General features: G+C 69.3%; 39 protein-coding genes. 35 read left to right on the plus strand and 4 right to left on the minus strand.

From position 1 onward, the window contains the following. Positions 1 to 33 precede the first annotated feature (33 nt). The 3 genes from OVA17_RS14945 to OVA17_RS14955 are packed head-to-tail and all read left to right on the plus strand — an operon-like array spanning position 34 to position 1,977. Positions 34 to 414 carry a hypothetical protein gene (locus tag OVA17_RS14945; protein WP_267787269.1) on the plus strand — a complete coding sequence of 127 codons (381 nt, stop codon included), beginning with the start codon at positions 34 to 36 and terminating at the stop codon, positions 412 to 414. Next, the gene (locus OVA17_RS14950) at positions 404 to 724 is read left to right on the plus strand and encodes a type VII secretion target (RefSeq protein WP_210075081.1); all 321 of its coding nucleotides are present in this window, start codon (positions 404 to 406) and stop codon (positions 722 to 724) included. Before OVA17_RS14945 ends, OVA17_RS14950 begins: the two co-directional genes overlap by 11 nt. After that, positions 724 to 1,977 carry a hypothetical protein gene (locus OVA17_RS14955; protein ID WP_267787270.1) on the plus strand — a complete coding sequence of 418 codons (1,254 nt, stop codon included), beginning with the start codon at positions 724 to 726 and terminating at the stop codon, positions 1,975 to 1,977. Before OVA17_RS14950 ends, OVA17_RS14955 begins: the two co-directional genes overlap by 1 nt. A 315-nt stretch (positions 1,978 to 2,292) precedes the next feature. On the opposite strand, the gene OVA17_RS14960 is transcribed toward OVA17_RS14955, so the two are convergent. Both OVA17_RS14960 and OVA17_RS14965 read right to left on the minus strand, forming a co-directional pair. Continuing rightward, the gene (locus OVA17_RS14960) at positions 2,293 to 3,471 is read right to left on the minus strand and encodes a tyrosine-type recombinase/integrase (protein ID WP_267787271.1); all 1,179 of its coding nucleotides are present in this window, start codon (positions 3,469 to 3,471) and stop codon (positions 2,293 to 2,295) included. A gap of 111 nt (positions 3,472 to 3,582) precedes the next feature. Then, positions 3,583 to 3,816 (minus strand): helix-turn-helix domain-containing protein, encoded by a 234-nt coding sequence (locus OVA17_RS14965; RefSeq protein ID WP_267787272.1) that lies wholly within the window; start codon positions 3,814 to 3,816, stop codon positions 3,583 to 3,585. Between the two features lie 95 nt (positions 3,817 to 3,911). On the opposite strand from OVA17_RS14965, the gene OVA17_RS14970 reads away from it, so the two are divergent. The 27 genes from OVA17_RS14970 (at position 3,912) to OVA17_RS15100 (ending at position 18,355) form a co-directional block, all read left to right on the plus strand. Continuing rightward, on the plus strand, positions 3,912 to 4,154 hold the full coding sequence (locus tag OVA17_RS14970) for a helix-turn-helix domain-containing protein (RefSeq protein WP_267787273.1): 243 nt from the start codon (positions 3,912 to 3,914) through the stop codon (positions 4,152 to 4,154). 1 nt (position 4,155) lies between these two features. Further along, complete coding sequence (locus OVA17_RS14975; RefSeq protein ID WP_267787274.1) at positions 4,156 to 4,377, plus strand: hypothetical protein; 222 nt, start codon at positions 4,156 to 4,158, stop codon at positions 4,375 to 4,377. A 33-nt stretch (positions 4,378 to 4,410) separates the two neighbouring features. Further along, a complete protein-coding gene (locus OVA17_RS14980) occupies positions 4,411 to 4,656 on the plus strand; it encodes a hypothetical protein (protein WP_267787275.1) in 246 nt (81 codons plus the stop codon). Continuing rightward, positions 4,653 to 4,946 carry a hypothetical protein gene (locus tag OVA17_RS14985; protein WP_267787276.1) on the plus strand — a complete coding sequence of 98 codons (294 nt, stop codon included), beginning with the start codon at positions 4,653 to 4,655 and terminating at the stop codon, positions 4,944 to 4,946. The genes OVA17_RS14980 and OVA17_RS14985 overlap by 4 nt, the downstream gene beginning before the upstream one ends. After that, entirely contained in the window at positions 4,943 to 5,119 is a 177-nt protein-coding gene (locus OVA17_RS14990; RefSeq protein ID WP_267787277.1) for a hypothetical protein, read from the plus strand. Before OVA17_RS14985 ends, OVA17_RS14990 begins: the two co-directional genes overlap by 4 nt. Further along, on the plus strand, positions 5,119 to 5,430 hold the full coding sequence (locus tag OVA17_RS14995) for a hypothetical protein (protein ID WP_267787278.1): 312 nt from the start codon (positions 5,119 to 5,121) through the stop codon (positions 5,428 to 5,430). The genes OVA17_RS14990 and OVA17_RS14995 overlap by 1 nt, the downstream gene beginning before the upstream one ends. Before the next feature lie 70 nt (positions 5,431 to 5,500). Then, on the plus strand, positions 5,501 to 6,076 hold the full coding sequence (locus OVA17_RS15000) for a DNA N-6-adenine-methyltransferase (protein WP_267787279.1): 576 nt from the start codon (positions 5,501 to 5,503) through the stop codon (positions 6,074 to 6,076). A 318-nt stretch (positions 6,077 to 6,394) separates the two neighbouring features. Then, positions 6,395 to 7,252 (plus strand): PD-(D/E)XK nuclease-like domain-containing protein, encoded by an 858-nt coding sequence (locus tag OVA17_RS15005; RefSeq protein WP_267787280.1) that lies wholly within the window; start codon positions 6,395 to 6,397, stop codon positions 7,250 to 7,252. Then, positions 7,249 to 7,944 carry a hypothetical protein gene (locus tag OVA17_RS15010; protein ID WP_267787281.1) on the plus strand — a complete coding sequence of 232 codons (696 nt, stop codon included), beginning with the start codon at positions 7,249 to 7,251 and terminating at the stop codon, positions 7,942 to 7,944. The genes OVA17_RS15005 and OVA17_RS15010 overlap by 4 nt, the downstream gene beginning before the upstream one ends. After that, positions 7,941 to 8,108, plus strand: coding sequence for a hypothetical protein (locus tag OVA17_RS15015; protein ID WP_267787282.1), 168 nt, complete (start codon positions 7,941 to 7,943; stop codon positions 8,106 to 8,108). Before OVA17_RS15010 ends, OVA17_RS15015 begins: the two co-directional genes overlap by 4 nt. After that, positions 8,105 to 8,542 (plus strand): hypothetical protein, encoded by a 438-nt coding sequence (locus OVA17_RS15020; RefSeq protein ID WP_267787283.1) that lies wholly within the window; start codon positions 8,105 to 8,107, stop codon positions 8,540 to 8,542. Before OVA17_RS15015 ends, OVA17_RS15020 begins: the two co-directional genes overlap by 4 nt. Further along, complete coding sequence (locus OVA17_RS15025; protein WP_267787284.1) at positions 8,539 to 9,618, plus strand: DNA cytosine methyltransferase; 1,080 nt, start codon at positions 8,539 to 8,541, stop codon at positions 9,616 to 9,618. The genes OVA17_RS15020 and OVA17_RS15025 overlap by 4 nt, the downstream gene beginning before the upstream one ends. Further along, positions 9,615 to 9,911 carry a hypothetical protein gene (locus OVA17_RS15030; protein ID WP_267787285.1) on the plus strand — a complete coding sequence of 99 codons (297 nt, stop codon included), beginning with the start codon at positions 9,615 to 9,617 and terminating at the stop codon, positions 9,909 to 9,911. The genes OVA17_RS15025 and OVA17_RS15030 overlap by 4 nt, the downstream gene beginning before the upstream one ends. After that, complete coding sequence (locus OVA17_RS15035) at positions 9,899 to 10,231, plus strand: hypothetical protein (RefSeq protein ID WP_267787286.1); 333 nt, start codon at positions 9,899 to 9,901, stop codon at positions 10,229 to 10,231. Before OVA17_RS15030 ends, OVA17_RS15035 begins: the two co-directional genes overlap by 13 nt. Positions 10,232 to 10,251: 20 nt before the next feature. Continuing rightward, positions 10,252 to 10,710 (plus strand): XF1762 family protein, encoded by a 459-nt coding sequence (locus OVA17_RS15040; protein ID WP_267787287.1) that lies wholly within the window; start codon positions 10,252 to 10,254, stop codon positions 10,708 to 10,710. Between the two features lie 321 nt (positions 10,711 to 11,031). Then, complete coding sequence (locus OVA17_RS15045) at positions 11,032 to 11,700, plus strand: hypothetical protein (RefSeq protein WP_267787288.1); 669 nt, start codon at positions 11,032 to 11,034, stop codon at positions 11,698 to 11,700. Beyond that, complete coding sequence (locus OVA17_RS15050; protein WP_267787289.1) at positions 11,675 to 11,908, plus strand: hypothetical protein; 234 nt, start codon at positions 11,675 to 11,677, stop codon at positions 11,906 to 11,908. Before OVA17_RS15045 ends, OVA17_RS15050 begins: the two co-directional genes overlap by 26 nt. Beyond that, a complete protein-coding gene (locus tag OVA17_RS15055; RefSeq protein WP_267787290.1) occupies positions 11,905 to 12,372 on the plus strand; it encodes a single-stranded DNA-binding protein in 468 nt (155 codons plus the stop codon). Before OVA17_RS15050 ends, OVA17_RS15055 begins: the two co-directional genes overlap by 4 nt. Beyond that, positions 12,372 to 12,539, plus strand: coding sequence for a hypothetical protein (locus tag OVA17_RS15060; RefSeq protein WP_267787291.1), 168 nt, complete (start codon positions 12,372 to 12,374; stop codon positions 12,537 to 12,539). Before OVA17_RS15055 ends, OVA17_RS15060 begins: the two co-directional genes overlap by 1 nt. Beyond that, complete coding sequence (locus OVA17_RS15065; protein WP_267787292.1) at positions 12,536 to 13,426, plus strand: hypothetical protein; 891 nt, start codon at positions 12,536 to 12,538, stop codon at positions 13,424 to 13,426. Before OVA17_RS15060 ends, OVA17_RS15065 begins: the two co-directional genes overlap by 4 nt. After that, on the plus strand, positions 13,423 to 13,836 hold the full coding sequence (locus tag OVA17_RS15070) for a hypothetical protein (protein ID WP_267787293.1): 414 nt from the start codon (positions 13,423 to 13,425) through the stop codon (positions 13,834 to 13,836). Before OVA17_RS15065 ends, OVA17_RS15070 begins: the two co-directional genes overlap by 4 nt. A gap of 344 nt (positions 13,837 to 14,180) precedes the next feature. Beyond that, entirely contained in the window at positions 14,181 to 14,405 is a 225-nt protein-coding gene (locus OVA17_RS15075) for a hypothetical protein (RefSeq protein WP_267787294.1), read from the plus strand. Between the two features lie 442 nt (positions 14,406 to 14,847). Then, entirely contained in the window at positions 14,848 to 15,270 is a 423-nt protein-coding gene (locus OVA17_RS15080) for a hypothetical protein (protein ID WP_267787295.1), read from the plus strand. Then, positions 15,267 to 16,055, plus strand: coding sequence for a hypothetical protein (locus OVA17_RS15085; RefSeq protein ID WP_267787296.1), 789 nt, complete (start codon positions 15,267 to 15,269; stop codon positions 16,053 to 16,055). Before OVA17_RS15080 ends, OVA17_RS15085 begins: the two co-directional genes overlap by 4 nt. Next, positions 16,055 to 16,192 carry a hypothetical protein gene (locus OVA17_RS15090; RefSeq protein ID WP_267787297.1) on the plus strand — a complete coding sequence of 46 codons (138 nt, stop codon included), beginning with the start codon at positions 16,055 to 16,057 and terminating at the stop codon, positions 16,190 to 16,192. Before OVA17_RS15085 ends, OVA17_RS15090 begins: the two co-directional genes overlap by 1 nt. Before the next feature lie 184 nt (positions 16,193 to 16,376). Further along, entirely contained in the window at positions 16,377 to 18,161 is a 1,785-nt protein-coding gene (locus OVA17_RS15095; RefSeq protein ID WP_267787298.1) for an SGNH/GDSL hydrolase family protein, read from the plus strand. 14 nt (positions 18,162 to 18,175) lie between these two features. Further along, positions 18,176 to 18,355 carry a hypothetical protein gene (locus OVA17_RS15100; protein ID WP_267787299.1) on the plus strand — a complete coding sequence of 60 codons (180 nt, stop codon included), beginning with the start codon at positions 18,176 to 18,178 and terminating at the stop codon, positions 18,353 to 18,355. Here OVA17_RS15100 and OVA17_RS15105 read toward each other — a convergent pair. Together OVA17_RS15105 and OVA17_RS15110 are read right to left on the minus strand one after the other, a co-directional pair. Then, positions 18,352 to 18,564, minus strand: coding sequence for a hypothetical protein (locus OVA17_RS15105; protein WP_267787300.1), 213 nt, complete (start codon positions 18,562 to 18,564; stop codon positions 18,352 to 18,354). The two genes, OVA17_RS15100 and OVA17_RS15105, sit on opposite strands and share 4 nt — an antisense overlap. Positions 18,565 to 18,643: 79 nt before the next feature. Continuing rightward, positions 18,644 to 18,907 (minus strand): hypothetical protein, encoded by a 264-nt coding sequence (locus tag OVA17_RS15110; RefSeq protein WP_267787301.1) that lies wholly within the window; start codon positions 18,905 to 18,907, stop codon positions 18,644 to 18,646. Between the two features lie 988 nt (positions 18,908 to 19,895). Between OVA17_RS15110 and OVA17_RS15115 the strand changes: the two genes are divergently transcribed. Genes OVA17_RS15115 through OVA17_RS15135 form a run of 5 tightly spaced genes read left to right on the plus strand, consistent with a single transcriptional unit; the run spans position 19,896 to position 23,928 of the window. Further along, a complete protein-coding gene (locus OVA17_RS15115; protein WP_267787302.1) occupies positions 19,896 to 20,390 on the plus strand; it encodes a hypothetical protein in 495 nt (164 codons plus the stop codon). Positions 20,391 to 20,430: 40 nt separating this feature from the next. Further along, positions 20,431 to 21,861, plus strand: a complete 1,431-nt coding sequence (locus tag OVA17_RS15120) for a terminase large subunit (RefSeq protein WP_267787303.1) — start codon at positions 20,431 to 20,433, stop codon at positions 21,859 to 21,861. 11 nt (positions 21,862 to 21,872) lie between these two features. Further along, entirely contained in the window at positions 21,873 to 22,046 is a 174-nt protein-coding gene (locus OVA17_RS15125) for a hypothetical protein (protein ID WP_267787304.1), read from the plus strand. Beyond that, complete coding sequence (locus OVA17_RS15130) at positions 22,043 to 23,224, plus strand: phage portal protein (RefSeq protein ID WP_267787305.1); 1,182 nt, start codon at positions 22,043 to 22,045, stop codon at positions 23,222 to 23,224. The genes OVA17_RS15125 and OVA17_RS15130 overlap by 4 nt, the downstream gene beginning before the upstream one ends. Next, positions 23,221 to 23,928: an HK97 family phage prohead protease gene (locus OVA17_RS15135; RefSeq protein WP_267787306.1), complete on the plus strand. Its 708-nt coding sequence runs from the start codon at positions 23,221 to 23,223 to the stop codon at positions 23,926 to 23,928. The genes OVA17_RS15130 and OVA17_RS15135 overlap by 4 nt, the downstream gene beginning before the upstream one ends. The last annotated feature ends 2 nt before the right edge of the window (positions 23,929 to 23,930 follow it).

Raw genomic sequence — 23,930 nt, forward strand, 5'->3', positions numbered from 1 at the left:
CGTTCTCGCGCGCGCTGTCGATAAATTTCTGCCGTGCCGTTGGATCCCGAAGAGTCGTTCGCGCAGGTGGAAGCCGATGTTCGTCGTGCCGAGCTGCGAGCCGCGCAGATGCCGGCCTTCGAGGCCGCGGTCGACGGCGTTCGCGGTACGGGCCGCTCGCGCGGCAGAGACATCGTCGCGCAGGTGGACTCCGCGGGCCGCGTCGTCGACCTTCGACTGAGCGAAGCGGCTCTGGCGCGCGGAGCCCAACGCCTCGCGACGGAGATCCTGTCGACCATCCGCCAGGCCGAGGCCGATGCGCGAGAGAGCACCCTGCGCGCCGTGTCCGACCTGCTGGGCGCCGACGACCCCATCGTCGCGCAGTTGCGCGACGCCGAATCCGCCTCACCCGAGAGGACTCTTCATGGCCGATGACATCGCCGTCGACTTCGATCGACTCCGACAGCACGCCGCTTTCGTCGACTCCCTCGTGGGCGACGTGGGGTCGGCTCTCTCCGTCCTCCGCGGCGGCAATCTCCTCCCCGAGGCGTTCGGTCTGCTGTGCGCCTTCCTCGTCCCCCCGGGACTCGCCCTGTCGGCGGCCGCGACCGGACTCCTCGGCGAAGACCAGTCGCTTCTGGTGCGCACCGCCGGCGAGCTCCGCCAGACCGCCGACCAATGGGAGCAATTCGAGAGCGACACCATCGCGACCATCCGCTCGCTCGAGTCTGCGATGGGTGCCTGATGAGCACCGTCGTCGCGCCCGGCACCACTTTCTCCGGCAGCCGCGTCATCGAATCGGGCCGCGCTCTCTCCGAGGCCGTCAAGAGCGGCAATTGGCTCGATGGCGGCATGGCCTTCCTCGACACCCTCGGCGACGCGGCCGCGGCTCTCACCGACCCGATCGGCACGCTCACCGCCTGTGGCCTCGGGTGGGTCATGGAGCACCTCAAGCCGCTGAGCACCTGGCTCGACCAGCTTGCGGGAAGCGCGTCGAACGTCGCCTCCGTCGCATCGCAGTGGGTTTCCGCCGGGGCGTCGATGCGGCAGGCCGGTGCCGACCTCACCCGTCGCCTGAGCGATCTCGACGGCATGACCGGGGGCAGCATCACCGCCTACGTGCGCTTCGCCACCGATGCGGCTGCGCACCTCGGCGCTTCGGGGGAGTGGGCCGAGGCCGCCGCCAGCGGCCTGACCTCGGCCTCCACGCTCGTGACGAAGATGCAGGGCGTGGTCAAGTCGGCGATCTCGAAGGTCGTCGCGACGGCGATCGAGGCGATGGCCGTGGTCGCCGCCTCGTTCGGCCTCGGCATGGGGTACGCCATCGCGCGCGTGGTCATGAAGGTCAACGAGATGGTCAACAAGGTGGTTCGTCCCTTGCGCGCCGTTCTCGGCTCGGTGAAGGCCCTCACGGGTCTGGTTCAGCAGCTGCGGGGCGTCTTCGACCGCACCTCGACCACCACCGCGGCCGCTCTGCAGACGGGCGCACAGTCGATCCGAATCGATGCGGGAAGCGTCGTGGATGCGTCCGACGCCACGCGCTACGGCAACAGCGCCGCCCACGACCTGACGGTTCGCAACGAACGCGCGAACGGCGTCGTGTACCGCCCGTTCACGGTCTCGGGCGCGCACGCCTCGGGGGACTTCCACCTGAGCGGCGCGCAGCCGCTCTCCGGCGCGCCCACGCCCGACGGCTCGGTCGTGGGACACGCTTCCCTCGGCGGGGCCGGCGGCGGTGGCTCTCTCGGCGGCATGTCGACGGTGGATGCCAGGGCGATGACCGGCGTCCCCGGCAGCGGCAGCGGACTCCTCATCGGGGGTACCGCCGGGGGAGCGGCCATGGCCGCGACGTCGATGACGTCGGCTCAGGGAACGGGACCCGGAGGCCTCCGCCCTCCGCTCACGGGAGCGGGCACCTCGCACGGCGCAGGAGCAGGGAGCCGGCAGAAGCTCGGCCAACGGCGCCGGGATCTGCGCGTGGTCATCGAAGACGACTGACGCGCCCCACGACGACGCCCCGGCGCTCGACCTCACGATGGTCGGGCGCCGGGGCGCGGCCATGAGTGAGGCCTGCTGATCGCGCGAACACATCGAGGTGGTCTCGGATCGGCTCGCGGCACACGACCGGGACAACCGACCAGATGCTCAGCGCCGCACCGCCCGCGAAAACAGAAGACCCCCGGGAGAACCGGGGGTCTGACTGTGGGCGATGCCGGACTCGAACCGACGACCTCTTCCGTGTGAACGACCCTGGACTATTGCAACGCAACATAGCGGGATGCAGCGCGTTGAAACTTAGGCCAGGTCGTGAGGTCATTCCTGCGTAGCGCGACGCAACGGGATGATGCCGCTCACAGCAGGCTTTTGCTTCACGTTTGCCTCACGTGGGTCACGCATGGCGAAAGCGATATCGGCTGCGGTCGCGGTAGCGAAGTGCGCGTAGATCTCCGTCGTGGTGATTGAGCGGTGCCCGAGGAGCTCGGCGATGCGGCCGAGCGGAACGCCGTCCTGCGCGAGCCATGACGCGTAGGTGTGCCGCAGATCGTGCAGCGTGGCGCCCATGTGATCGAGTCCCGCGGCCTTCAGCGCGGGCTGCATCACGCGCCGGTAGAAGTTGCGGTCGTCACGGATGCCACCCCGGGCAGCGGGGAAGACCAGCCCCGAGGGGCAGCGACCCGCGCGGTGCTGCACCCCGCAATCTCGAGCAGCCGGAACCTCGAGATAGTCGACCGACCACTGCAGCAGCGGCACGTGACGCTGTCGCCGACCCTTCGGATACGGCTTGATCTCGCGACCGTCGGTTACGTCAGCGACGGTGACGACTCCGCGGGTCAGGTCGAGGCGGTGCAGGTGGAGGCCGGCGGCTTCTCCCCAGCGGAGGCCTGTACCTACGAGGAAGTCAAGTAGGGCGCGATCCTGTGAGTTTGGCACCGCAGCCGAGAGGGCGGCGTACTGCTCGCGCGTAAGGAATACGGGATCGCCCGCGGCGTCCGGGGGTAGCTTGATGCGCGTTGCCGGGTTGGTGTCGATCAACTCGGCGTCGATCGCGGCCGTCATGCTCGAGACGAAGACGTTCAGGTATCGCCGGACGGATGACGATTTCCGGTAGCGGGGCTCCTCCTCTGTGCCGAGATTCTCTTTAACCATCCGCGTCGCCCACGTCTGCACATCGTGCCGCGTAATGCCCGCGAGGGGGGCGTCGCGCCACTGTGGCAGCAGGTGCTGCTCGATCATGCCGGCCTCGTTCTCGACGGTGCTCGGCTCGATCTGGCGGCCGGGTGACCACATCTCGAGCCAGTCGCCCCACGTGATCTCTGAGGCGCGGGGGTCGCGCCATCCTGGGCGCTTCACCTTCACCTCGAGTTCTGTCGCGGCATCCTTGGCCGCGCGCTTCGAGGTGAACGTGCCGCCGCGGGTGTAGCGGACCTCTCCGCTGGGGAGTCGGTAGGCGCCTCGGTAACGACCGGACGGCAGTTTCTGTGACCAGGCCATCAGGGTCGGAGCCCTGCGCTACTATCGAACAAATCTTCGAGTGGGGGAGCGGGAATGAATCTGACGGCTGGGGAAGTGCTGGCTCTATCGGTCGAGTTGAGCATGACGCCGTCACGCATCCTGCACGCGCTCGGCCGCGTCATCGAGCAGTCGGCCGGCATCGACGCCGAGCGCCTTCGCGATTCGGAATAGCGCCGAGACGGGCGTGTCCCGGTCGCCCTTCAGGTATCGCCGCAAGGTCGCGACGGGAATTCCTGACTTCGCTGCTAGGGCAACGTCGTTGAGGTTGGCGCGGCCCTGTGCTGCCCGCAGCTCGGCGGAGGCGGCCGCCACATACTGATCCATGTGGGATATGTTATCGCCATTTTGGGTAACAAAACAACCCAAATAGGGCACGGGCCCGTCTTGACGTGACCCATTTGGGCGTCTAAGTTACCCATATGGATCACTCACTGGCGAAGCTCACGGCCGACAAGGTCGCAGCAAGCATTCTACGTGCTGGCCGTTCCAAGGCATCCGTGGCCTCGGCGGCAGGCATCCCGACCTCGACGTTCGGTCGCAAGATCGACGGGCATGTCGAGTTCACCCTGGGGGAACTTCTGCGCATCGCCCGCGCAGTCGGTGTCTCCCCTTCCGAGTACGTGCCTGCGGAGTTCAGCGCGTCCGTGCCGGTGGCGGCCTGACGTGCTCGAGCCGCAGTACACGCCCGCTGAAGCGGCGAAGATCGCGCGCCGCCACGTCGTGACGATCCGTCGCGATCTGGTCGGCGGCACCCTGCACGGGTCGCAGCGCGTCGACGGTGGTCGCTGGCTCATCTCCGAGGGCTGCCTGTCGGCCTACATGGCCGGTGCGGAGTGCCAGCACCGGGCCGCCTCAAACGTCACGCCGATGCGCCGCGCCGGCTGATGACCCACCTCACCTCACCCGAAGGGGCAGCACATGCCTGACCGCAACACCGAAGCTTTTCCGACCGTCGAGCGTCCGGTCGCTCTCATCGTCGAGGCGTCGTTCGACAGTGACACGTTCACGATCGACACGACCACGATCGACGGGCAGCGCGTCGTCGTCATGCAGCAGCGTGACGGAGTCCGCTACCTCACCGCGGCCGAGACGCTCGCACTCTCGCGGGCGCTGCTCTCCCGTCTTGCCTACGTCGGGTTCCCCGAAGAGGCGGTGATCGCGTGAGCGTCGCCGTCGAGGAGGCTCGCCCCGCGCCGGTCGCGCCGACGCACCGCGAGGTGCTCGCCCGCTCGCAGCGCCTGGCGGATTCCGCCGCACAGTCGCTGAACGACGAAGCGCTGCGCGTCGAGCGTGACCGTATGGCGCTCGCGACGGTGCACAGTGTGCTCGCTGGTGACGGCTGGGAGCGTGCCTACGCGAACGCGTCGAAGAGTGCAGCCCGGCTGCTGGCCGGCGTCGTCGCCGAGAACGCGGTCAAGCGCACGCACGGTTTCACCCGGAAGCTCGAGGCATGAGCGGCACGCGGCGCACGCTCGCCATCCCGGGGATGCCGGTCGTGAAGGCGCTCGAGTCGCGCCGGGTTCGCGCCGAGCGTGAGGAGCGGATCGCCCGCAACCGTGTGGCGGCGAAGCGCTTCGATCGCGTCGACCGGTACGCCGATCGTCACGACCGCGAGGCGGTGGCCTGATGGGGCAGACGCTGCGGACCCGGGATGCCGACCCGGTCACCTCGGCCGAGGCGGTCGCCGACACGGATCTCGCCCGCTCGCAGATGGAAGTGCTCGCCATCTTCGAGATTGCGCGCGAGGACGGCGTGACGGCCCTCGCCGAGCACGAGGTCGTCGAGTACGGCCGTCGCCTCGGCTCGACCTACTCGGATCAGCGACTGCGGTCGTGCTGCCCCGAGCTCGAGCGGAAGCGCTGGCTGACCCGCACCCCGGCATTTAAGCCCGGCCCGACCGGCACCCGCCGCGCCGAAGTCTGGGCGCTCGCCCGCTAACCCCCACCTCTCACCATCTCTCGGCGACACGGCCGATGTTCCGTGCTGCCCGAAACCAAGGAGATACGCCTTGAACGACACGACTCAGACCTATCAGACGCCCGCCCCCGACGCCCGCCCCGCATCGAACGGGTGGCTCGGTGGCGAGAATCAGAACAAGGGCTCACAGCAGCGGGAAGTGCGGTGGCTCACCCCGCCCGAGCTCGTCGCCCCGCTCGGCCGCTTCGACCTGGACCCTTGTGGCGCACCCGGGCACGTGCTCGCCGACCGTACCTACCTGCTCGAGAACGGCGACGACGGCCTGCGCGATCCGTGGGACGGCCGCGTGTGGCTCAACCCGCCCTATGGCAAGCTCGCCGAGCCGTTCCTGCGCAAGCTCGCCGACCACGGCCGCGGCGTCGCGCTCATCTTCGCGCGCACCGAAACGAAGATGTTTCACGAGCAGGTGTGGGGCCGCGCCTCCGCGGTCCTGTTCATGCTCGGCCGTGTGTCGTTCCTCACCGCCGACGGCGTGAAGGCGCGGGCAAACGCGGGCGCGCCGTCGTGCCTTGTGGCGTACGGCTCGGACGACGCGGAACTGCTGCGCGCGAGCGGTGTCGCCGGGCAGTTCGTTGACCTGCGCCGGGCGGCAGGGGTGGCGGCATGACCGCGGAGCCCGGTCGCGCCTACAGCGACCGCACGCCTGTTCCGCGGCCGGCTGACCGGTGCCCGACGACGTGCACGGATCAGCGCGAGAACGCCCCGCACTCGACCTTGACGCACCCGTGCAAGCTGACCGCCGGTCACGGCGATGATCACCGCTGCATCTGCGGCAAGACATGGCCGCCGCTCGTCGGCGCGCGGGGGGAGGCGCTGTGAATCCCGACTACTTCCCGCCGCAGCTGGGGCTGCCGATCGCGGGCGCGCTCTGCGTCTGGCTGGCCGTCGCCTGGTGGCGCGACCGCACGGGCCGAGGGGGTCACGCGTGAGCGCGCTCGAGGGGTTCGTGCCCGATCTCGACGAGGTGACCTATCACGCTCACCCGGCACTGTCGTCGACCGGCGCCCGGCAGCTGCTGCAGGCGCCTGCCCGCTTCGCGCACTGGATGGAGAACAAGCCGCCGCACAAGAAGGCGTACGACGTCGGTTCGGCCGTGCACGCGAAGGTGCTCGGCACCGGGTGGGACGTAGTCGAGATCCCCGACCGCCTGCTGTCGGGTCCGAACCGTGCCATCTCGAGCGTCGCCGCGAAGTGGTGGGTGGAGATGGCCCGCGCGTCGAACGCGATCCCGCTGAAGGCGCACGAGATCGCCGAGGTGGACGCGATGGCGGAAGCGGTGCTGGCAAACGTGATGGCCCGCGTCATGTTCGAGCAGGAGGGCGACGCCGAACTGTCGGTGTTCTCCCGCGACGCCGAGACCGGTATCGAGCAGCGGTGCCGATTCGACTACCTCGGCAGCGGGTCGGGCCGACGGTTCGCCGTCGACCTGAAGACGAAGCACGGCCTGGCAACGCCCGTGAAGTTCTCGAAGACCGTCGCCGAGCTCGGCTATCACGTCCAGGTCGGCCACTACCTCGACACTCTCGCCGCTGCTGGCGGGGAGGTCGACCAATTCGTGTTCGTGGTCGTCGAGAAGGAACCGCCCTACCTGACGGCGACGTACGTGCTCGGCCGCGAGTACCTCGAGATGGGCTACGCCGGGGCCGCCGAGGCGCGTCGCCGCTTCGCCGCCGGCATCGAGTCGGGCGTGTGGCCCGGCTACCCGCAGGAACTGCAGATCGCGATCCCGCCGAACTGGGCGGTCTACGACCACAACGAAGGCCTGGGAGGGCTGACGGCATGACAAATATCGATGACATTCAGATCCCGACCGAGATCCGGGCATCCCGCCTGCGCGGTGCCGAGCGCCCCGCGCCGCCGGTCCCGGTCGACGACGTCTCGCAGACCCTCGCCGAGTACACGCGCCTCGCGCTGTCGACGGGCTCGCGCCTCGAGATCGATCCGGTGGAGTTCTTCGCGAGCGAGGATGCTCCGCCCGTCACCCTGTGGCTGCGCGCCGAGCACCCGGCCGGCGCCCGCGCGACCGTCCGTCGCGATGGCGTCGTGACCGTCGTGAACCGGGCATGGGTGGAGGCGCTGCCTGGCGAGACCGTGCTGACTGATGACGGCCGCCGCTGGCGTGATATCTGGGAGGCCAACCCGACGGAGCGGTTCGAGTCGTATGTGCTGCGCGCCGCGCTCGGGCGTGCATTCGCCGACGTGATCGGCGACCGCCCCGACCCTGGCAAGCCCCGCGCCCGTCCCGCGGCGCCCGTGGCCGCGGAGCCGGCCGAGGGGGAGCCCGCCCCGCGCATCTCGCACGCCGCGTCGGCCGAGCTCGAGGCGGCGGTCGCCGCGCTCCCGTGGGAAGCGGCCGAGGTGCATCGCCGAGACCGTGGCATCGAGACCGCCGCGATATCGGCACCCGTGCCGCGCCCGCCTGCGCCCAACGTCCCGCGACTGGTCGCGCCCGAGACTCGCGGCGGTGCCCGATGATCGGCGCGTTCATCGCTTGCCTGGTGGCGATCGTCGGAGCGGCCGGATTCGTGGGGGCGGCGGCCGTGTATCGCGACGTAACCGCGGCCGTGTTCTTCAGCTGCGTGCTGGTGCTCGGTCTCGTCGTCATCGCCATGCTTTACGGTGCGGCGGTGCTCCCGTGACCGGTCCGGCCGAGTTCAAGCCCGCGACCGTGGAGAAGATCTGGGATCGCGATCGGGGTTGCTGCGCGAAGTGCGGGAAGCCGCTCGTGTGGGACCGCCGCGGCCCGGGCCTCGGTGGCTGGTCGGTGCATCACCGCGAGGACCGCGGGCAGGGCGGCGTGAAGCGCGCGAGCAAGGGCCGGGTGCAGCCCCGCGCGTACCTCGCCCTCGCGGCGAACGGTGTCCTGCTCTGCGGTGACGGCGTCGCCGGATGCCACGGCGAGATCACCCGTAACGAGGTGCCCGCGCGCCTCGGTTTCCGCGTCCCCCGGATCGGCATCCGCCGCCCGGTCGACGTGCCCCTGCTGCACGCCCTGTTCGGGTGGGTGCTGCTCGACAACGACGGCGGCTATGCGCCTGCCGACGAGCCCGACGAAGAGGAGATGGCGGCATGACGGTGGCACTCGATTTGTTCGCAGGCACCGGCTGGGGTGTGGCCCTGCAGGCTCGCGGCATCCGTGAGGGTGGCGTCGAGATCATGCCCGAGGCTCGCGCGTCGCGCGCCGCGGCGGGCATGGAGACGATCTATCACGACGTGTGGGACGGTCTGCTGTCTGACGACCCGGTCGTCTTCACGCACTCTCTGCAGATCGCGTCGCCCCCGTGTCAGTCGTTCAGCCTGGCGGGGAAGGGTGCGGGCCGCGCGGCGCTCGACGACGTGCTGCGCGCGATCGACGATCGCGCCTACGAGCAGCCCGCCCGCCTGCGCGCGCTCGGCGCAGAGACCGACGACCGTACCGCCCTGGTGCTGACGCCCCTCGCGCACGTGCACCGCGACCGCCCCATGTTCATCACGTGGGAGCAGGTGCCCCCGGTGCTGCCGGTGTGGGAGGCGTGCGCCGAGGTGCTTCGCGGCATGGGCTACTCGGTGTGGGTAGGCATCATCCGGGCCGAGCAGTACGGGGTGCCGCAGACTCGCCGCCGCGCCGTGCTCATCGCCCGCGCCGACGGCATCGACGCGGCCCCGCCAACGCCGACGCACTCGCGCTACTACGAGCGCGAGCCGCAGCGTCTCGACGAGGGCGTGCTGCCGTGGGTGACGATGGCCGAGGCTCTCGGCTGGGGGCTCTCGCTTCGCCCGAGTCCGACCATCACCGGGGGTGGCACCGAGACCGGCGGGGCCGAGCCGATCGCGAAGCTCGCCCGTTACACGTCGCGCCCCGATTGGGTGTTCCGGCGTCCTGCGACGACCGTCGTCGCCGATCCTCGCCTCGGTGGCCCCGGTCGGTCGGAGTTCGTGAAGGGTGGCGTTTCCCGGCAGAACCGTCCTGGCTCGCTGCGTCTCGAGGCACACGAGGCGGCGAAGCTGCAGAGCTACCCCGACGATTTCCACTTCGCGGGCGGCCTCGGCAAGCAGTTCCTGCAGATCGGGAACGCGGTCCCGCCTCTCATGGCGGGCGCGATCATCGACGAGCTGCTCGCCCCGGCCGCGCTGCGCGCCGTCCCCGAGGTGGTGGAGCGTGCCGCGTGAGCGTGATCTCGGAGGCGTTCGCCGTGTGGCGCGAGTGTCGGGAGGCGTTCGACGAGGTGCTGCATTCGGCGTACACCCGGGCGGAGGTCGCGACGAACGGCGCCCTGCTGAACGAGCGCGGACGTCGGCGCGGGGTGGACGCGGTGTCGCTGTTCATGGGGCCGGCGGTGCGGGCGTACGCGTACGCGTCGCCGGAGCTCGTCGAGCACTGGGAGGGGCACCCGCGGGTGACGTATGCGGAGTTCGAGCGGCAGTGGGTCGCAGGGCAGGAGGAGGAGCGGTGGGCGTCGTGATTAAGGGGTGCAAGCTGGGATGCTGCTCGCCCGAGGTCGCGGCCCTGCCTCGCGGTGGGTGGGATGACGCCGGGTCGAAGATCGACGGCCGCCGTACGGAGCACCTGCGCCGGGAGTGGGCGGCGACGTCGGCACGCATCGACCGGATGCAGGCCGACTACCCGAAGTGCAAGCTGTGCGGTCAGTCGACGATGCGTCTCGATCAGGCCGGGCTGTGCTCGAAGGTGACCGAGGTGCATAAGACCTACCGGGTGCGGCTCGGGCTGCCGGCGGTGCCCGCGCCCGCCCCCGCGGCGCGCGGCCGAGGGGGCCGGCGATGAGTGGTCTGCGCGTCGTTCCCGTGACGCTGGCCGAGGCACGCGCATTCGTAGAGATGCATCACCGGCACCATGCGGCCCCCCGCATCGCGCGCTTCGGGGTAGGCGTCGCTCGCGACGGCGTACTCGTGGGCGTTGCCATTGTCGGCAATCCAATCTCTCGGGTGATCGCCGCCGAGAAATACACGCTCGAGGTGAACAGGAGTGCGACGGACGGCACGCCGCATGTCAACTCGATGCTGTACGGCGCGGCGTGGCGAGCAGCGCGAGCGCTCGGGTGGGAGCGCCTGATCACGTACACGCAGGAAGGCGAGTCGGGAGCTTCGCTGCGCGCGGCGAACTTCCGTGTCGTCGCCGAGCGTCCCGCGCGCGGGGGCTGGAACATGCCTTCGCGACCGCGCGCGCCGCGCACATGCCGCAGCTGCGGTGAGCCCGTCGTGAATCACGGCGTCGCTCGCACCTTGTGGGAGAAGGTCGCGTGATGCCTCGGTTCGCGATGACGTACGTCATCTATTGGCCCGAGCGTGCCGTGCTGAAGGTCGGGCGCACGTCGCAGTGGGATCGCATCGACGCGATGACGTCGACCGGCGGTCACGTGCTCGTGCTCGCTCGAGGGACGGATGCCACGTGGGAGCGGGAGGCGTTGCGTGAGCTCCGCCGCTGGTTCCCCGACGCGTTCGATTTCGCCTTCGAGGCGGCGGCGATCATGCCCCTCGGGAGGGGCTGGACCGAATGTTTCAGCGTGCCCGAGCACTACGTGCAGCTGGCCGTCGATCTGTGTTTCAAGGGATTCGCGAGGGGTAATGAGCAAGGCGTCAATGAGGCAGCGGACGATCGCGACAGACGATCTGAGGTTCCCGGGGTACATGAGGGCGCCGCACGAGGCGAAGCCGACGGCGCAAGGGCTCTGGCTACACACGGATCTGACGGGGCGTCGGGAGTTGGTGCCGGAGTTGATCGCGGCGGATATCTACCCGGGGCAAGCGGCGGTGCCGATGGTTATCGATCACCTGTTGATGCTCGAGGAGAGCGGGTTTCTCACGATCTATCAGGCGCGCGGGTCGGAGTGGATCAGTCTCCGTCGCACGCTGAAGGCGGATACCCGGACCGCGCCGCCGTCAGACTGCCCGCCGCCGCCCGGTCACGACTCGTCGCGACATGTCGCGGCTTTGGAGGGGGAGAGCGCAAGGGAGCGGGCGGAGGCGCGGGTGCGGGCCGAGCAGGCCGAGCGAGACGGCGAGTGGGCCGCGTGGCGGGAGCGGGCCGAGAGGGCCGCGCCGCCGCGGCGTCCGCTGTTGCTGGATGCCCCGCCGATCGGGTGCGTCGACCATCCCAACGGCCGCCGGGAGAACTGCGGCCCCTGCGGCACCGCACGCCGTCAGCACGACAGGTGGCTCGCTCAGCAGCGTTACACGGATCAACTCGTGGAGTGGGAGGGGCAGGCAGATGGGCCAGGCGATGAGCCGTGGTGACCGGGGCCGGCTCGCTGTTCTCGACACCTCCCTGTCGAAGCTCGAGACCGCCGAGAAGCAGGCGCTGCTCGAGCTTCAGAGGGCCGGGTTCGATTTCAAGACCATCCAGCAGGCGAAGGCATTTCAGGACCGCGCCCGGCTGCTGGTGAGGACGCAAGCCGAGGCGATCTCGGAGATGACCAAACACATGAGGAGCAAGACGAAATGACCGGAGAGACCACGCTGACGATCGTCGGCAATCTGACCGCGGACCCGGAACTGCGGCACACGCAGAACGGGCTACCGGTGGTGAACTTCACCGTCGCGAGCACGCCCCGGGTCTTCGACCGGCAGTCGAACGAGTGGAAGGACGGCGAGCCGCTGTTCATGCGTTGCTCGGCATGGCGAGAGCACGCCGAGCACATCGCCGGGTCGCTCTCTAAGGGGTCGCGGGTCGTCGTCGTCGGGCAGCTGAAGCAACGCGCCTACCAGGATCGCGAGGGCAACAACCGTTCGTCGATCGAGCTCGAGGTCGACGAGATCGGCCCTTCCCTGCGGTATGCGACGGCGCAGGTGACGCGCACGGCGCCCCGCAATGGGTCGAGCGCGCGGCCGTCGTCGGCACCGTATGACGCCCCGGTCGACGACTCGGGCGCCTGGTCGGTCCCGACGGGCGATGAGGTGCCGTTCTGATGAGCCGCACACGTGAGCAGCGCCGGGCCGCGCGGGCGCTGCGTCGCCGTCGCCGCGAGGAGCGCAAGTGGGTGGCCGTCGCTGAGTCGCTGGGGGTGCAACTGCTGCCCTGGCAGATCGATTTCCTCGTGGCGTACGCCGCGAGGGGGAGAGGGGGGAAGCGATGACGGGGTGTGTTCTGGGGTGCGCTCAGCAGGGCGTGCACTTCGCTGACTGCATGGTCTACGACGGCCGGGAGTACGCGTTCCCGTGCGACGGGTGCGCGGCCGAGCCGACGGTCGGTGGCACGCTCGTGTGCTCGAAGTGTCGGGGCCGGTTCCGGTTCGCGCTGCGGGAGGTGCCCGACCTGGTCGGCCGGATGCGGTCGCTCATCGACCCGACGTCGGCGATCGTCTACGAGGACCGCGCGCGTCGTACCGGCTCGCCGTCGCCCGAGGCGCCCGCCCCGGTGGCCGCCGACCTGATCGACGCGTCCGAGGCGGTGCAGAAGGGGCTGTGGCGCTGGTCTCCCGGTGGCGGGTGGCCGCGCTCGGATGCCGCGGAGGCGTTCGACGACGCGGAGGCCGCGGCGGCTGGCATCCTCGCTCATCTCGACACGTGGCTCGCCGACGAGGACGACGTGCATTCGCTGTATGCGCTGCTACTCGAGCGTCACCCGGCCGACGACGACGGCGTGCGCGCTGCGTGGTCGGTGCAGGATGCGCTCGACAAGTGGGGCGCGGAGCGTCGGGAGCAGCCGGCCGAGGAGGCGGTGACGGCATCCCGTGCTCTGCGGCCCGAACGGGTCTTCGACGAGTCGACGGCGTCTCCGATCGCGGAGCACGGCGACCGGCTGCTCGGTGGAGAGCAGGCCGCGGCCGTCGCCGGGTCGCTTCGCACGCTGCAGAGGTGGGCGAAGGCTGGCGAGATCGTCCCCGAGACGTCACCGTATGTCGCCGGGCGAAAGACGCCGCTTTACCGAGAGTCCGCGCTGCTCGCCACGAAAGAGCGCATGGCCGCGGCGAAGAACGTCCGCGACGAGGGCGGCCGGTACGCCGAGGCCGACGCCGCGTGAGCGTCACTGAGCACGAGTGCGGGTGCGGCGAGAAGTTCGTCGCACCCGGCACTGTCCACGGGCAGCCCGCCGGGCTCTGGCAGCTGCTCGAGCACCAATCCACCAACCATCCGAAAGGCGTCACCGTGACCATTCCCGCTATCCCCGTCCTCGCCGCATGGCAGGCAGCGGCCGAGGAGAGCTACACCCGCATGCGTGCGCACGCGGTTGCCGAGCTCTCGACGACCCTCGGCGAAGACGTGCCGGTCGACGAGGACGGGGCGATCGTGCTCGATGAAGATCAGCGGGCGCGCCTGCTCGGTGCGGTGCCGACTCGGCCGTCGAACGGCTGGACGTTCGATAGCGCATGGGGTGTGCCGATCCGTCGCGCCGAGGGTGCCGACCACGCGAACGGGATCCAAGATGCTTAACCACCCGCTGAACGATCTGCTCGCGGCACAAGCCCGCACTTTCAACTGCGCGACTGGCCTCGGCGGACACGTGCCCGGATCGGACTATCGGTGCGTGAAGTGCGGCGCATCGACTGCCACACCGTTAGAACACCCGAACGGGGGCGCATTGTGAAGCCGTGCGCGGGGTGCGGCTTTCCGACCACCTTCCGCCTGACCGAATCGAACGCCGCATATTTGGCATGGCACCGCGAATGCCTGGCCGTCACGCGCGCGCTCGGTGAGTCCGGGCGGGTCGCTCCCAGATCGAGTGATTCGTCACCGGACGGGCGAGACGAGAGAATGACAGCTGAGGGGGAGATCTGATGGCCGGATGGCTTGTGGTGTTGCTGGTGGCGGCGGCCGTGGCGGTGCCGTCCGCGGTGGCGCTGTTGGTGGTGTCTGCGATCGGCTCGGTGCGGAAGCTGACGGCGGGGCCGGTGGTGGTCGCTGCGCGGGTGCTGTTCGTGGTGCTGCTCGTCGCGATCGTGGTCTGTCTCGGGGCTGGGCTCTGGGGCGGCGTGGCGGGTGCGCTTGCGACTTTGTCGTGAGGGGCTGAAACGCCCTCCGTGTGGCGCGGCGGCCTGTTAAGCTTGTGCTTGCGCAAGAGTTGACACGAAGGCCCGGACCGGTTGGCGGTTCGGGCCTTTGGTGTTCCTGCGCCTGAGTCTTCCCGTCGCCGTGTGTATAGACCGGGTCGGGGGCTCGCCTCGAGTCGCCGCCGCTGCCACTACAAGTAGCCGGCGTCGAGCACGTCGTCGAGCATCGCGCCGCAGGCGGATGCCGCGTGCTCGGATGCACGGCCCATCCTTTCGCGGGCGTGCGGCACGGGGCGCAGTTCTTCCCGGTGGGTGCCGGGTGCTGGTCTCCCTGTGAGGTGGGAGTGGTGAGAGGGTCGGCCGTTCGCGTGTGGTGTCCGCGGGCGGTCGACCCGCACGACGACTGTCAGGGGGCCACGTGGTTGATGCGATTGCGGCGCTGAGCGTCGGTGAGTTGGTCGCGACGCTCGCGGCGGTAGCTGCGGCGGCCTGGGGTGCGTGGCTGTTCATCGCGAAGGTGTGGCCGGTGCTGAAGGGCATCCCGTCGGGGGTGGTCGCGTTCGCGCGCGGGGTGATCACGGCGGCGCAGGTGCTGGACAGCGTCAAGGGGTTGCCGGCGTTCATCGAGCGCACGGATGAGGCGATGGCGGCTGTTCATCACGAACTGCACCCGAATCACGGCACGTCGATGAATGACGCGCTGAGGCGGACCGAGGCGGCCGTCGAGACGCTAGCGGCGACGTCGGCCCGTCTCGAGGAGGGCGTCGCCGGTCTGCATGTGAAGTACGAGGAGCTCGCGGCGGTTGACGACCGCCTGTGGGCGACAGTCGAGCCCGACTGTGACGACGACGAAGACGAAGAGGAGATGGACGTATGAAGGCTTTCCTGACCCGCCTGGCGGGCTGGTTCACGGATGCGCGGCGGCAGGCGCTGCAGGCGCTGGTCGCGTCGGCGACGTCGCTGCTCGTGATCCTCGGGGCGGTGACCGACGTGCAGTCGTCGGCGCTGCTCGACTTGTCGGCATCCGGTCTGCTCGCCGTGCAGGGCGCTCTCGGTCTGATCCTGCTGCGCCCGGGCGACCGGTTCACGTGGCTGAACACGACCGGCCGTGGCGTGATCTACTCGCTCGGCGGTGCGATCGGTGTCGTCGGGTTCACGTTCTCGCTGTGGTCCGAGTCGACGTCGTCTCTGATCCTGCAGGTGGCGACGGTGATCGCTTCGATCCTGATCGGTGCGGTGCAGATGGTGAACGCTGGCACGCTCAGCGCTCCGATGGTTCTCGATCCGGTAGACGCGGGGCGCGCGCGTCTCGCGTCTGCGGTGGCCGCCCGGGTGGCAGCTGAATCGGCGGATGCCGCGCGTCCGGTCGAGGCGAGCCCGGCGACGTTCGCGAAGGAACGCAAACCCGGGTTGCGGGTCGGTGTGTTCTGGCCGTTCCTGCCGCGGGTTGACCGGGATCGGGTGAGCGATGCGGCGGGTGCCGCGTTCCCGGATGCAGAGACGACCTACCTGCTGACGTCGGCGACCGAGTTCCGAGGCCTGTCGCTCGACGTGGTGCTCGTGACGGTGCCGCTGACGCGGGCGCTGGTCGAGGTGTTCGAGCCGAACGTCGCGGCGTCGTCGTTCGACGGGCAGCGCGTGCAGTACCTCGAGGTCGTCTGATGGCTGAGCTCGATCCTGTGCGCGCGTTCGCGCTGTCGAAGGCGCTCGAGACTCGGGTGCTGAACGATTCGGTCGAGAGCATCGTCGAGACGGCTGGGAAGTTCGAGTCTTACCTGAACAGGGCGGCGTCGTCGTGACGGGGTAGTTCGACGACGTCGTGTCGTTCGCGGTCGTCCCTGACCCGCCTCGCATGATTCCGCCTGTCGAGGCGCTGGTCGTGCAGCAGGCGGACCCGCCCGAGGTGGCGGTGTCGTCGGTGGAGCGTGCTCAGCGCGCGGCCACCGTGTTGCGCGGTCCCGCGCACTACTGAGAGGGGGCGCCGTGTCCGCGCAACTGTTCGAGTCGTCGCCTGTTGAGCCTCTCGTCGTCGGAGTGCACCTGTACCCGGGGGATACGTGGTTCCGCGAGGTGTACGTGCGTTCGGTGACGACGCAGGCACCGGTCGACCTGTCGGCGTGGGTATTCGATGCGCGTCTGGGTGAGCACGTGGGCGTCGTGGATGCGTCGCGCTCGGCCGAGGGTCGTCTCGCGATGACGTTCACGCCCGAGCAGACCGCGGATGCCGCGTGGGGTGACGTGGTGACGCTGTCGGGCACGCTCGAGGGCGGTCGCCGTACGTTCCTGCACGGGTCGGTCGGCGCGGCCGTCGGATCGTCGATCCCGGTCGGCCCGTCGCAGAAGACGCGCGTGGTGCAGTCGGACGTCGATATCTCGGTGTACGCGGCCCCGCGTGGCGATAAGGGCGCCGACGGTACGGCCATCTCGCAGGCGCTCGTCGAGCAGGTGCAGGCAGATCGGAACGCGGCCGGGACGTCCGCGTTCAACGCCGGCAAATCGGCCGCCGCGGCGCAGTCTTCCGAGGGTGACGCGAAGGCGAGCGCCGAGAAGGCCCGCGCCTTCGCAGCGGGGACTGTGGCGCTGCAGGACGCAGCTGTCGGCGGCCTCATCGACGGGTCGACGCTCACGCGGCAGAAGCTCGTCGGCGTGACCGGCTCGTTTGTCCGATCCGGGCAGGAGAACACGCGACGCGCCCTCGGGTCATCCGCTGTGGTCGTACCGCCCGGGACTGCAGTCCTGGCATCCGCCGCTGCGTCGGCCTGGTTCAGCGCCACCTACTCGGCCGGAAACCGGTTCCGGCTCGATGCCCCGACCGTCTTCCAGGCGGCGAGCCTGACGGCCGCGGGAACCGGGAACATCGAGATCGGTGTCTACGCCGTGGGTCGCTCGGCTGACCCGACCAGCGTCAGTCTGGCGAAGGTCGCGACGACGGGCATCCGTGCACTGTCGGAGTTCACTCCCGACGGGCAGAGTGGCATCCGTGTTCCGATGCAGGATCTCATCGAGTTGCCGCCGGGGGATTACGTCGTGACCCTGTGGTGCGACTCGACCACGGCCTCATTCCAGCACGGCCTCAACAACGCCTACAAGAATTCCCACCTCGGCGGTGGGTCGTTCGCATCGTCCTTCAACGCCGCTACCGGCGAGGCGCTGCCGCTGTTCGTAGGTAGTGACTTCCCGTCGGGGCGCATCGTCGGCGTGACGCTGCTCGCGGCTCGGCTCGACCCCGCGGGGAAGTCGACCCTCCTCGGCGACAGCATCACGAACGCGCAGACGTGGTTCGACACGGCCAACGGCCACGCCGACCGCCGCTGGACGGTGGTCAACCGTGGAGTGCCCGGCGAGACGACGACGCAGATGCTCGCGCGTCTGCCCGCCGTGATTGCGGATGCCCCGGGCCTGGCCGTCGTCTTCGGTGGCGCGAACGATCTTGGCCGAGGGGTGGCACCTGAAACGATCATCGCCAACCTGCAGGCCATGATCGAGGGCATTCTCGCCGGCACCTCGGCACGCGTGATCGTGGGTACCGTCCTGCCGCGCGGCTCCGTGGGCGGTGACTCGCCCGTGGCGACGATGAACGCAACGCGCGCGGTCGTGAACGCGTGGATTCGCGCGCTCACTGACCCGCGCGTGCAGGTCGTCGACTGGTCGCGCGCGATGAGCACGGGAGACGACGCGACCTACAAGGTGGCGCTGTTCTCGGACCACGTGCACCCGAACACGCGCGGTAACCGTGTCATGGGTGCTGCCCTCGCCCCGCTGGTCTAGCTACGGTGGACGGCATGAAGCACTCGCCCGACAGTCTCGTGTTCCTGGACGTCGCGCCCGACCTGGACGGTGGCGAGCTCATGCGACGTGGCGACGTGCCGACGGATGCTTACGCGACGGGCCTGCTCGTCGATGGCGCGGACTGCGGCGGCGAGGCGGGTGTCAGCTACGAGGTGTGGCTGGTCGATCGTTAGAGCAGGCCGCGCTGTCGGTAGTCGATGACGCGGGCCTCGAAGGCTAGGCGGCGTTCACGCTGGTAGGGCGTCCACATCTCGGGGGTGTCGGTGATATCGGTGCCGTCGTGGTGTGGGCGCTCCCAGGGTGGGTCAGTGCCTGCCCGCAGGTAGGCGAGTTCGTGGTGAGTGTTGACGGTGCCGAGGCTCGCGCCTGGTCGTGGGTCCATTCGTCGAACGGTACGCCGGGGGTGAGACAGTGGGGCCGCGGCGAAGAGCACCGCGCGCGGCCCCGCTGCTCCTTTCATGTCACGCTGATGGCTTCTTCTTCTTGGCGCGAGGCTTGCCCGGGTTGCGGTAGCGAAGATCCTTGCGGGACGTGATCTCATCGCTCGCGTCCTGGAACGCAGAGACGACCTGGGCTCGACCGTCTACACGACCTTGTTCGTAGACAGCCTCCATCACCTCCGCAAGACGCACTCCGTGGTAGAAGTCCATCTCTTCGGTCACCTCGTCGAGGGCTTTCCCAACCTTGGCCCCGGCATAGATCGGGACACTACCCAGTGTGGGCATGTCAACGTCGTGCCTTCGCGGTCCCCTGTCTGATGTTGCCACTGTGGCCCCCTTCATTGTGTGGTGGTCAGACTATTGGGTCTCCCGCGGGTTTCGTCTGACCGCGGTGAGTTGCAAAAACCGCGGGTGGGGGCCGATGCCCTGCAATGCGCGAGGAGGGGCGGCGGCATGCCTCACTACGCCGAGAAGCTCAGCGCCTCGGAGTACGCACGCCTGTTGGCGATCGTGGTGCCCGAGGTGGACACGCCGCAGTGCTGGCTGTGCCGTGGGGCACGGGGGCCGATCCGGTATGGGCTGCGCCCCTGGCATTCGCTCGGCCCTTCGCTCGATCACGTGAAGCCTGCGAAGGATGGCGGCACGTGGGATCTGTGGAACCTGCGGCCTGCTCACTATGGGTGCAACTCGGGTAGGCGGGACCGGACACCCCGGGTGCCGCGTGGTACCCGCTCGTCACGCTGGGCGAATGCTGGTCGTCGTGACCGAGCCGTGAAAGACGAGAACTGATCGAAGCCTGACGAGTGCCGACGGCGAGCGGGTGCGGCCATGCGCCCCCGCCGCCGGCACCCGCCGGGTTTCGACCGATTTTTTCCACCCCCCGGCACTGCTCCCGACCCTCGCCCCGCCCATAAATCCCTCTCCCCGGTTCATCCGGCTCAGGGTGTAGGGCGCGTAGGGCGCGGAGGGGGCCGTGCGCGGCCGAACGGGCCTCGGGTCGCGCTGCGATGCGTGCCCTCGGCTCGACGCGTCAGCGGGGCGCAGAGCGGAGGTGGTCGCCGTGGCGGCGAAGACCCCCGAGCACGGCACTCGGCCGCGATATCGCGCGGGTTGTCGGTGCGATGCGTGCCGAGCGTGGAAGACGAAAGACCAGGCCGAGTACCGGGAGCGCAAGCGCGCCGCCGCGGGTGGCGAACCGGTCGCCGAGGCGGCGCCCGCACCTGAAGTGAGGGCGCGCCCTACACGTGAAAAGCGCCCTACACGTCCGGTCGTCGTGACCGTCGGGGCGCCTGACTTCGACGAGCAGGTGCGATCCGCTCTGTCGGTTCGTCGGCCGGCACTGGGTGACGAGCTCGCGCAGCTGATCGACGATGCGCTGTGGGATGCGAGCGGCGATTCGGCGACGGCGTCGATCGTCGCAGCGGCGGCAATCCGGGATGCCGGGTGGATTCACCGCGGCTCTCTCGACGCGCTCGAACTTCTCGATCTGCTCGAGGCTGACGCGCCGATCGAGCGGGCCGCCCGCGACGCGCTGCCCGAGGCGCCCGACAAGGCGACGCGGCTGCGCCACGAACTGATCTTCCGCGGCGCTCGCGCGCTCGATGACCCGAAGAACGCTCGCTACTACGCGTCGACCGTCGAGGCGCTGCGCAAGGTGCTCGCCGATCTCACGGATGACGAGGGGGGTTCGAGTGCCGACATCGTGGAAGCGATCAGGAATGCCGGCCGGGATGACGGAGACGGTGCCGAGATGGGCGACGCCCCGTAACCCTGCTCGGCGAACGATCGCATCCGAGGTGATCGGGTGCATGCGGTTGCTCGGCTGGGAGCCGATGCCGTGGCAGCGGGAGATCCTCGAGACCGCTTTCGAGATCGACCCGGCTACGGGCCTGCTGTGGTACTCGGAAATCGTCATCATCGTGCCCCGGCAATCGGGTAAATCGTCCCTGGTGATCCCGTGGGGCGTTCACCGGATGCTGATGTGGCCCGATCGGCAGTACCTGCTGTACATCGCGCAGACCCGCGACAAGGCGCTCGAGAAGCTCGAGGAGGAACACCACCACCGCATTGCGGCGTCGGTGTTCAAGTCGCAGCTGCGGCCGAACCGGCGGGGCAACACTCTGCACCTGTCGAACGGGTCGGAGTCGATGCGGTTCCGCAACGGTTCGAAGTGGGCGATTGACGCGCCGACCGAAGACGCCGGCCACGGTGGCACGCTCGGGCTGACGATCGGCGATGAGATATTCGCGCAGAAGGACGACCGTCTAGAGGCGGCGCTTATGCCGGCGACGACGGCGGTCGATGACGCACAGTCGATGTGGATTTCGACCGTCGGCTACAGCAAGACGAAGTCGCCGTTCCTGTGGAAGAAAGCCGAGGCGGGGCGATCCCGCGTCGAGCTACTTCGCGCCGACCCATCGCTGCTCAACGCGCAGCGGATGCGGTCGCTGTACATCGAATACTCGGCTGACCCGAAGGCCGATCCCGACGACCCGGTCACCTGGTGGTCGTGCATGCCCGCGCTCGGCTACACGACGAATCAGACGAAGATCGCCGCGTTCCGAGAGTCGATGCAGGGTGGGTTCCTGCGGCCGTTCCTGAACTGGTGGCAAGACGATCTCGAGGTGGCGTGGAAGATCCCACAGGAACGGTGGGAGCACGAGGCCGTCGTCGACCCGGGCTCGGAGGTGGCGCGCGACGAAGTCGTGTACGTCATCGACGTGGCGCCCGAGTCGGCGTGGGCATCGATCGCTGTCGCTGGCATCCGCACCGACACGAAGGTGCACCTGGAAGTGCTGGCCGACGCGCCCGGCACCGACTGGATTCTCGACGGTGACGACGGGCTCGAGGTGCCCGGCATCGTCGACCTGGTGCGCGAGGCGCCCGGGCCGGTCTATCTCGAGCACCGCGCGGCCGGGTTCCTGCTGCCGAAGCTGCTCGAGGCGGGTATCGACGCCCGTGTGATGACGGCCGCGAACATCGCCGTCGCCGGTCCCGGCCTGCTGGACGCCGTGCTGAATCACGACGTCGTGCACCTCGGGCAAGACGAGCTCACCGAGGCGCTGAAATCCGCGAGCACGAAGGCCACGGATGCCGGGTGGAAGTGGATCAGGGGCAAGTCGATGCGCCCCGTTTCCGCGCTGGTCGCCATCACCTACGCACGGCAGATGCTCGCCGAGACAATGCCGGATCTCGCATACGACCCGCTCGCGGGGCTCCGAGGGAGCGCGAGCGCGTGAACGGAGGACACATGACCCTGACCGACCTGACCGAGATCGTCGGCATGCTGGCGATCGTCGTCGGACTCGGGCTGTGGCTCGGGTGGCCGGCGGCGCTGATCGCGCTCGGCGTGCTGCTGATCGCGTGGAGCATTGCCCGCGCGCTGGCTGGCCGCGACCGGCCGCTGATCGGGGTGAAGCGATGAGCGCGTTCGTCCGCGCCGAGAAGCGCGAGATCTCGTGGGAGGACGTCTACGGCACCGGATCGATCCGGCACTACGGCGGCCGAACGAAGGCGCTGCAGCTGGCCGCTGTCTATGCCGCGGTGTCGCTGATCGCTGATATGTTCGCCACGCTGCCGCAGCACTTCTACGAGAAGACCGGCAGTACCCGCCGGCCGATCGAGGCGCCGCCGTGGATGCTGCGGCCGGCCCCCGGTCTCTCGCCGATCGAGTGGCGCTACCAGTATTCGACCAGCCTGCAGCTGCGTGGCAACGCGTACGGCCTGGTCGTCAGCGCGCGCGGTCGTATCCAGGGTGTGCAGTGGCTGCACCCCGACTCGGTCGAGCCGATCTCGACGGATGCCGGGCCGCGCTACCGCCTGAACGGCGGCGGCGAGCTCGAGTCGCCCTACTCGCAGGGCGGCCGGATCATCCACGTGCGCGAGTTCATGGAGCCCGGGTCGATCAAGGGGCTGTCCCCGATCCGGCAATTCGCACGCGATTTCGAGCTCGGGCACAACGCGGCCGAGTTCGGACGGCGATTCTTCGAGGCGGGCGGGACGCCGACGGCGCTGCTCTCGTCGAAGACGGCGAGGCTGACCGAGGAGACTGCGCGAGAAGCGAAGCGGCTGTTCCTCGAGTCGGTGAAAGACGGCGGTCTCGTCACCGTCCCTGGCGACTGGGACTACAAAAAGTTGTCGATCGACCCGGCCGAGGCGCAGTTCCTCGCCACGATCAAGGCGAACGCGACCATCGTCGGCGTGATCTTCCGGGTACCGCCCGAGGATATCGGCGGCGAGGCCGGCAACTCGCGCACCTACGGCAACCGGGAGGCAGACGCCGAACGGTTCAACGTGCGCAAGATGCTGCCGCACGTGGCCCGCTATGAGGGCGCGATCGGCGAGCTCCTGCCGCCGGGGCAGTTCGTGAAGCTCTCGATGGATGCGCTCACCCGGCCGAACCTGATCGACCGCGTGAAGATCACGACCGAGGAGCTTCGAAACGGCTCGATCACACTGCACGAGGTGCGCGCGCGTGAGGACCGCGCCCCGCTCACGGCGCAGGAGATCGAGGACTGGCAGCAGTGGTACAGCACCACGAAGTCGGAGAGCGAGTCGCTGGCCGAGTCGATCTCGACGGCGATCACAAAGGAGGAGACATGACCGATCAGCGAGCCGCTCCCGAGGTGGAGCGGCGCACGTTCGCGAGCGAGGTGACTTTCCGCGCGGCGCCCGAGGGGGCCGACTCGGCGGGCATCCTGACGGGGCGCGCGATCGCGTTCAACTCGTCTTCGCGCACCCTGTACGACTGGTGGTACGGCGAGTTCACCGAGCAGATCGACCCGCGCGCGCTCGGCGAGCCGACCGCCGAGGGTGGCGTCGACCTCGCCACGCACACGCGCGTCATCGCCCGCACGAACCACAATTCCGACTACCTGCTCGGGGTGACGGATGCGGGGACTCTGCGCCTGTTCCTCGGTGACGAGGGGGTGGACTACGAGATCGATCTGCCGAACACCACGTACGGCCGCGACCTCGCCGTCTCCGCCCGCCGCGGCGACTACCGGTACTCGTCGTTCGCGTTCCGCGTCCTGCCCGATGGCGAGGAGTGGAGCTATGGCGAGAACGATCAGCTGGTGCGCCGGATCACCGGCCTGCGGCTGATCGACGTCGCACCGGTCGCCGACCCCGCCTACTGGGGGTCGTCGGCCGAGATGCTCCGCAGCTTCGACCTGTCCGCGATCCGAGCCCGGCTCGACGCGGAGCGAGCAGGTGGCGAACCTCCCGCGCCCGCACCGACCGAAACCCAGCCTGACCAGCGGACGCTGCTCCTCAGCCGTGCCCGCGAAATCGAACTGACCCTCTGAAG

Source organism: Microbacterium sp. SL75, assembly GCF_026625865.1.
GTDB lineage: Bacteria > Actinomycetota > Actinomycetes > Actinomycetales > Microbacteriaceae > Microbacterium.

Coding starts and splice junctions, on each gene's coding strand:
- OVA17_RS15090 (WP_267787297.1), top strand. CDS start 16,055: ATGGCTGAGCTCGATCCTGTGCGCGCGTTCGCGCTGTCGAAGGCGCTC.
- OVA17_RS15055 (WP_267787290.1), top strand. CDS start 11,905: ATGACCGGAGAGACCACGCTGACGATCGTCGGCAATCTGACCGCGGAC.
- OVA17_RS15010 (WP_267787281.1), top strand. CDS start 7,249: ATGACAAATATCGATGACATTCAGATCCCGACCGAGATCCGGGCATCC.
- OVA17_RS15015 (WP_267787282.1), top strand. CDS start 7,941: ATGATCGGCGCGTTCATCGCTTGCCTGGTGGCGATCGTCGGAGCGGCC.
- OVA17_RS14970 (WP_267787273.1), top strand. CDS start 3,912: ATGGATCACTCACTGGCGAAGCTCACGGCCGACAAGGTCGCAGCAAGC.
- OVA17_RS14950 (WP_210075081.1), top strand. CDS start 404: ATGGCCGATGACATCGCCGTCGACTTCGATCGACTCCGACAGCACGCC.
- OVA17_RS15130 (WP_267787305.1), top strand. CDS start 22,043: ATGAGCGCGTTCGTCCGCGCCGAGAAGCGCGAGATCTCGTGGGAGGAC.
- OVA17_RS15120 (WP_267787303.1), top strand. CDS start 20,431: ATGCGGTTGCTCGGCTGGGAGCCGATGCCGTGGCAGCGGGAGATCCTC.
- OVA17_RS14995 (WP_267787278.1), top strand. CDS start 5,119: ATGGGGCAGACGCTGCGGACCCGGGATGCCGACCCGGTCACCTCGGCC.
- OVA17_RS15100 (WP_267787299.1), top strand. CDS start 18,176: ATGAAGCACTCGCCCGACAGTCTCGTGTTCCTGGACGTCGCGCCCGAC.
- OVA17_RS15025 (WP_267787284.1), top strand. CDS start 8,539: ATGACGGTGGCACTCGATTTGTTCGCAGGCACCGGCTGGGGTGTGGCC.
- OVA17_RS15045 (WP_267787288.1), top strand. CDS start 11,032: ATGAGCAAGGCGTCAATGAGGCAGCGGACGATCGCGACAGACGATCTG.
- OVA17_RS15105 (WP_267787300.1), bottom strand. CDS start 18,564: ATGGACCCACGACCAGGCGCGAGCCTCGGCACCGTCAACACTCACCAC.
- OVA17_RS14955 (WP_267787270.1), top strand. CDS start 724: ATGAGCACCGTCGTCGCGCCCGGCACCACTTTCTCCGGCAGCCGCGTC.
- OVA17_RS15060 (WP_267787291.1), top strand. CDS start 12,372: ATGAGCCGCACACGTGAGCAGCGCCGGGCCGCGCGGGCGCTGCGTCGC.
- OVA17_RS15135 (WP_267787306.1), top strand. CDS start 23,221: ATGACCGATCAGCGAGCCGCTCCCGAGGTGGAGCGGCGCACGTTCGCG.
- OVA17_RS15110 (WP_267787301.1), bottom strand. CDS start 18,907: ATGCCCACACTGGGTAGTGTCCCGATCTATGCCGGGGCCAAGGTTGGG.
- OVA17_RS14980 (WP_267787275.1), top strand. CDS start 4,411: ATGCCTGACCGCAACACCGAAGCTTTTCCGACCGTCGAGCGTCCGGTC.
- OVA17_RS15085 (WP_267787296.1), top strand. CDS start 15,267: ATGAAGGCTTTCCTGACCCGCCTGGCGGGCTGGTTCACGGATGCGCGG.
- OVA17_RS14990 (WP_267787277.1), top strand. CDS start 4,943: ATGAGCGGCACGCGGCGCACGCTCGCCATCCCGGGGATGCCGGTCGTG.
- OVA17_RS15050 (WP_267787289.1), top strand. CDS start 11,675: ATGGGCCAGGCGATGAGCCGTGGTGACCGGGGCCGGCTCGCTGTTCTC.
- OVA17_RS14965 (WP_267787272.1), bottom strand. CDS start 3,816: ATGGATCAGTATGTGGCGGCCGCCTCCGCCGAGCTGCGGGCAGCACAG.
- OVA17_RS14960 (WP_267787271.1), bottom strand. CDS start 3,471: ATGGCCTGGTCACAGAAACTGCCGTCCGGTCGTTACCGAGGCGCCTAC.
- OVA17_RS15125 (WP_267787304.1), top strand. CDS start 21,873: ATGACCCTGACCGACCTGACCGAGATCGTCGGCATGCTGGCGATCGTC.
- OVA17_RS15075 (WP_267787294.1), top strand. CDS start 14,181: ATGGCCGGATGGCTTGTGGTGTTGCTGGTGGCGGCGGCCGTGGCGGTG.
- OVA17_RS15065 (WP_267787292.1), top strand. CDS start 12,536: ATGACGGGGTGTGTTCTGGGGTGCGCTCAGCAGGGCGTGCACTTCGCT.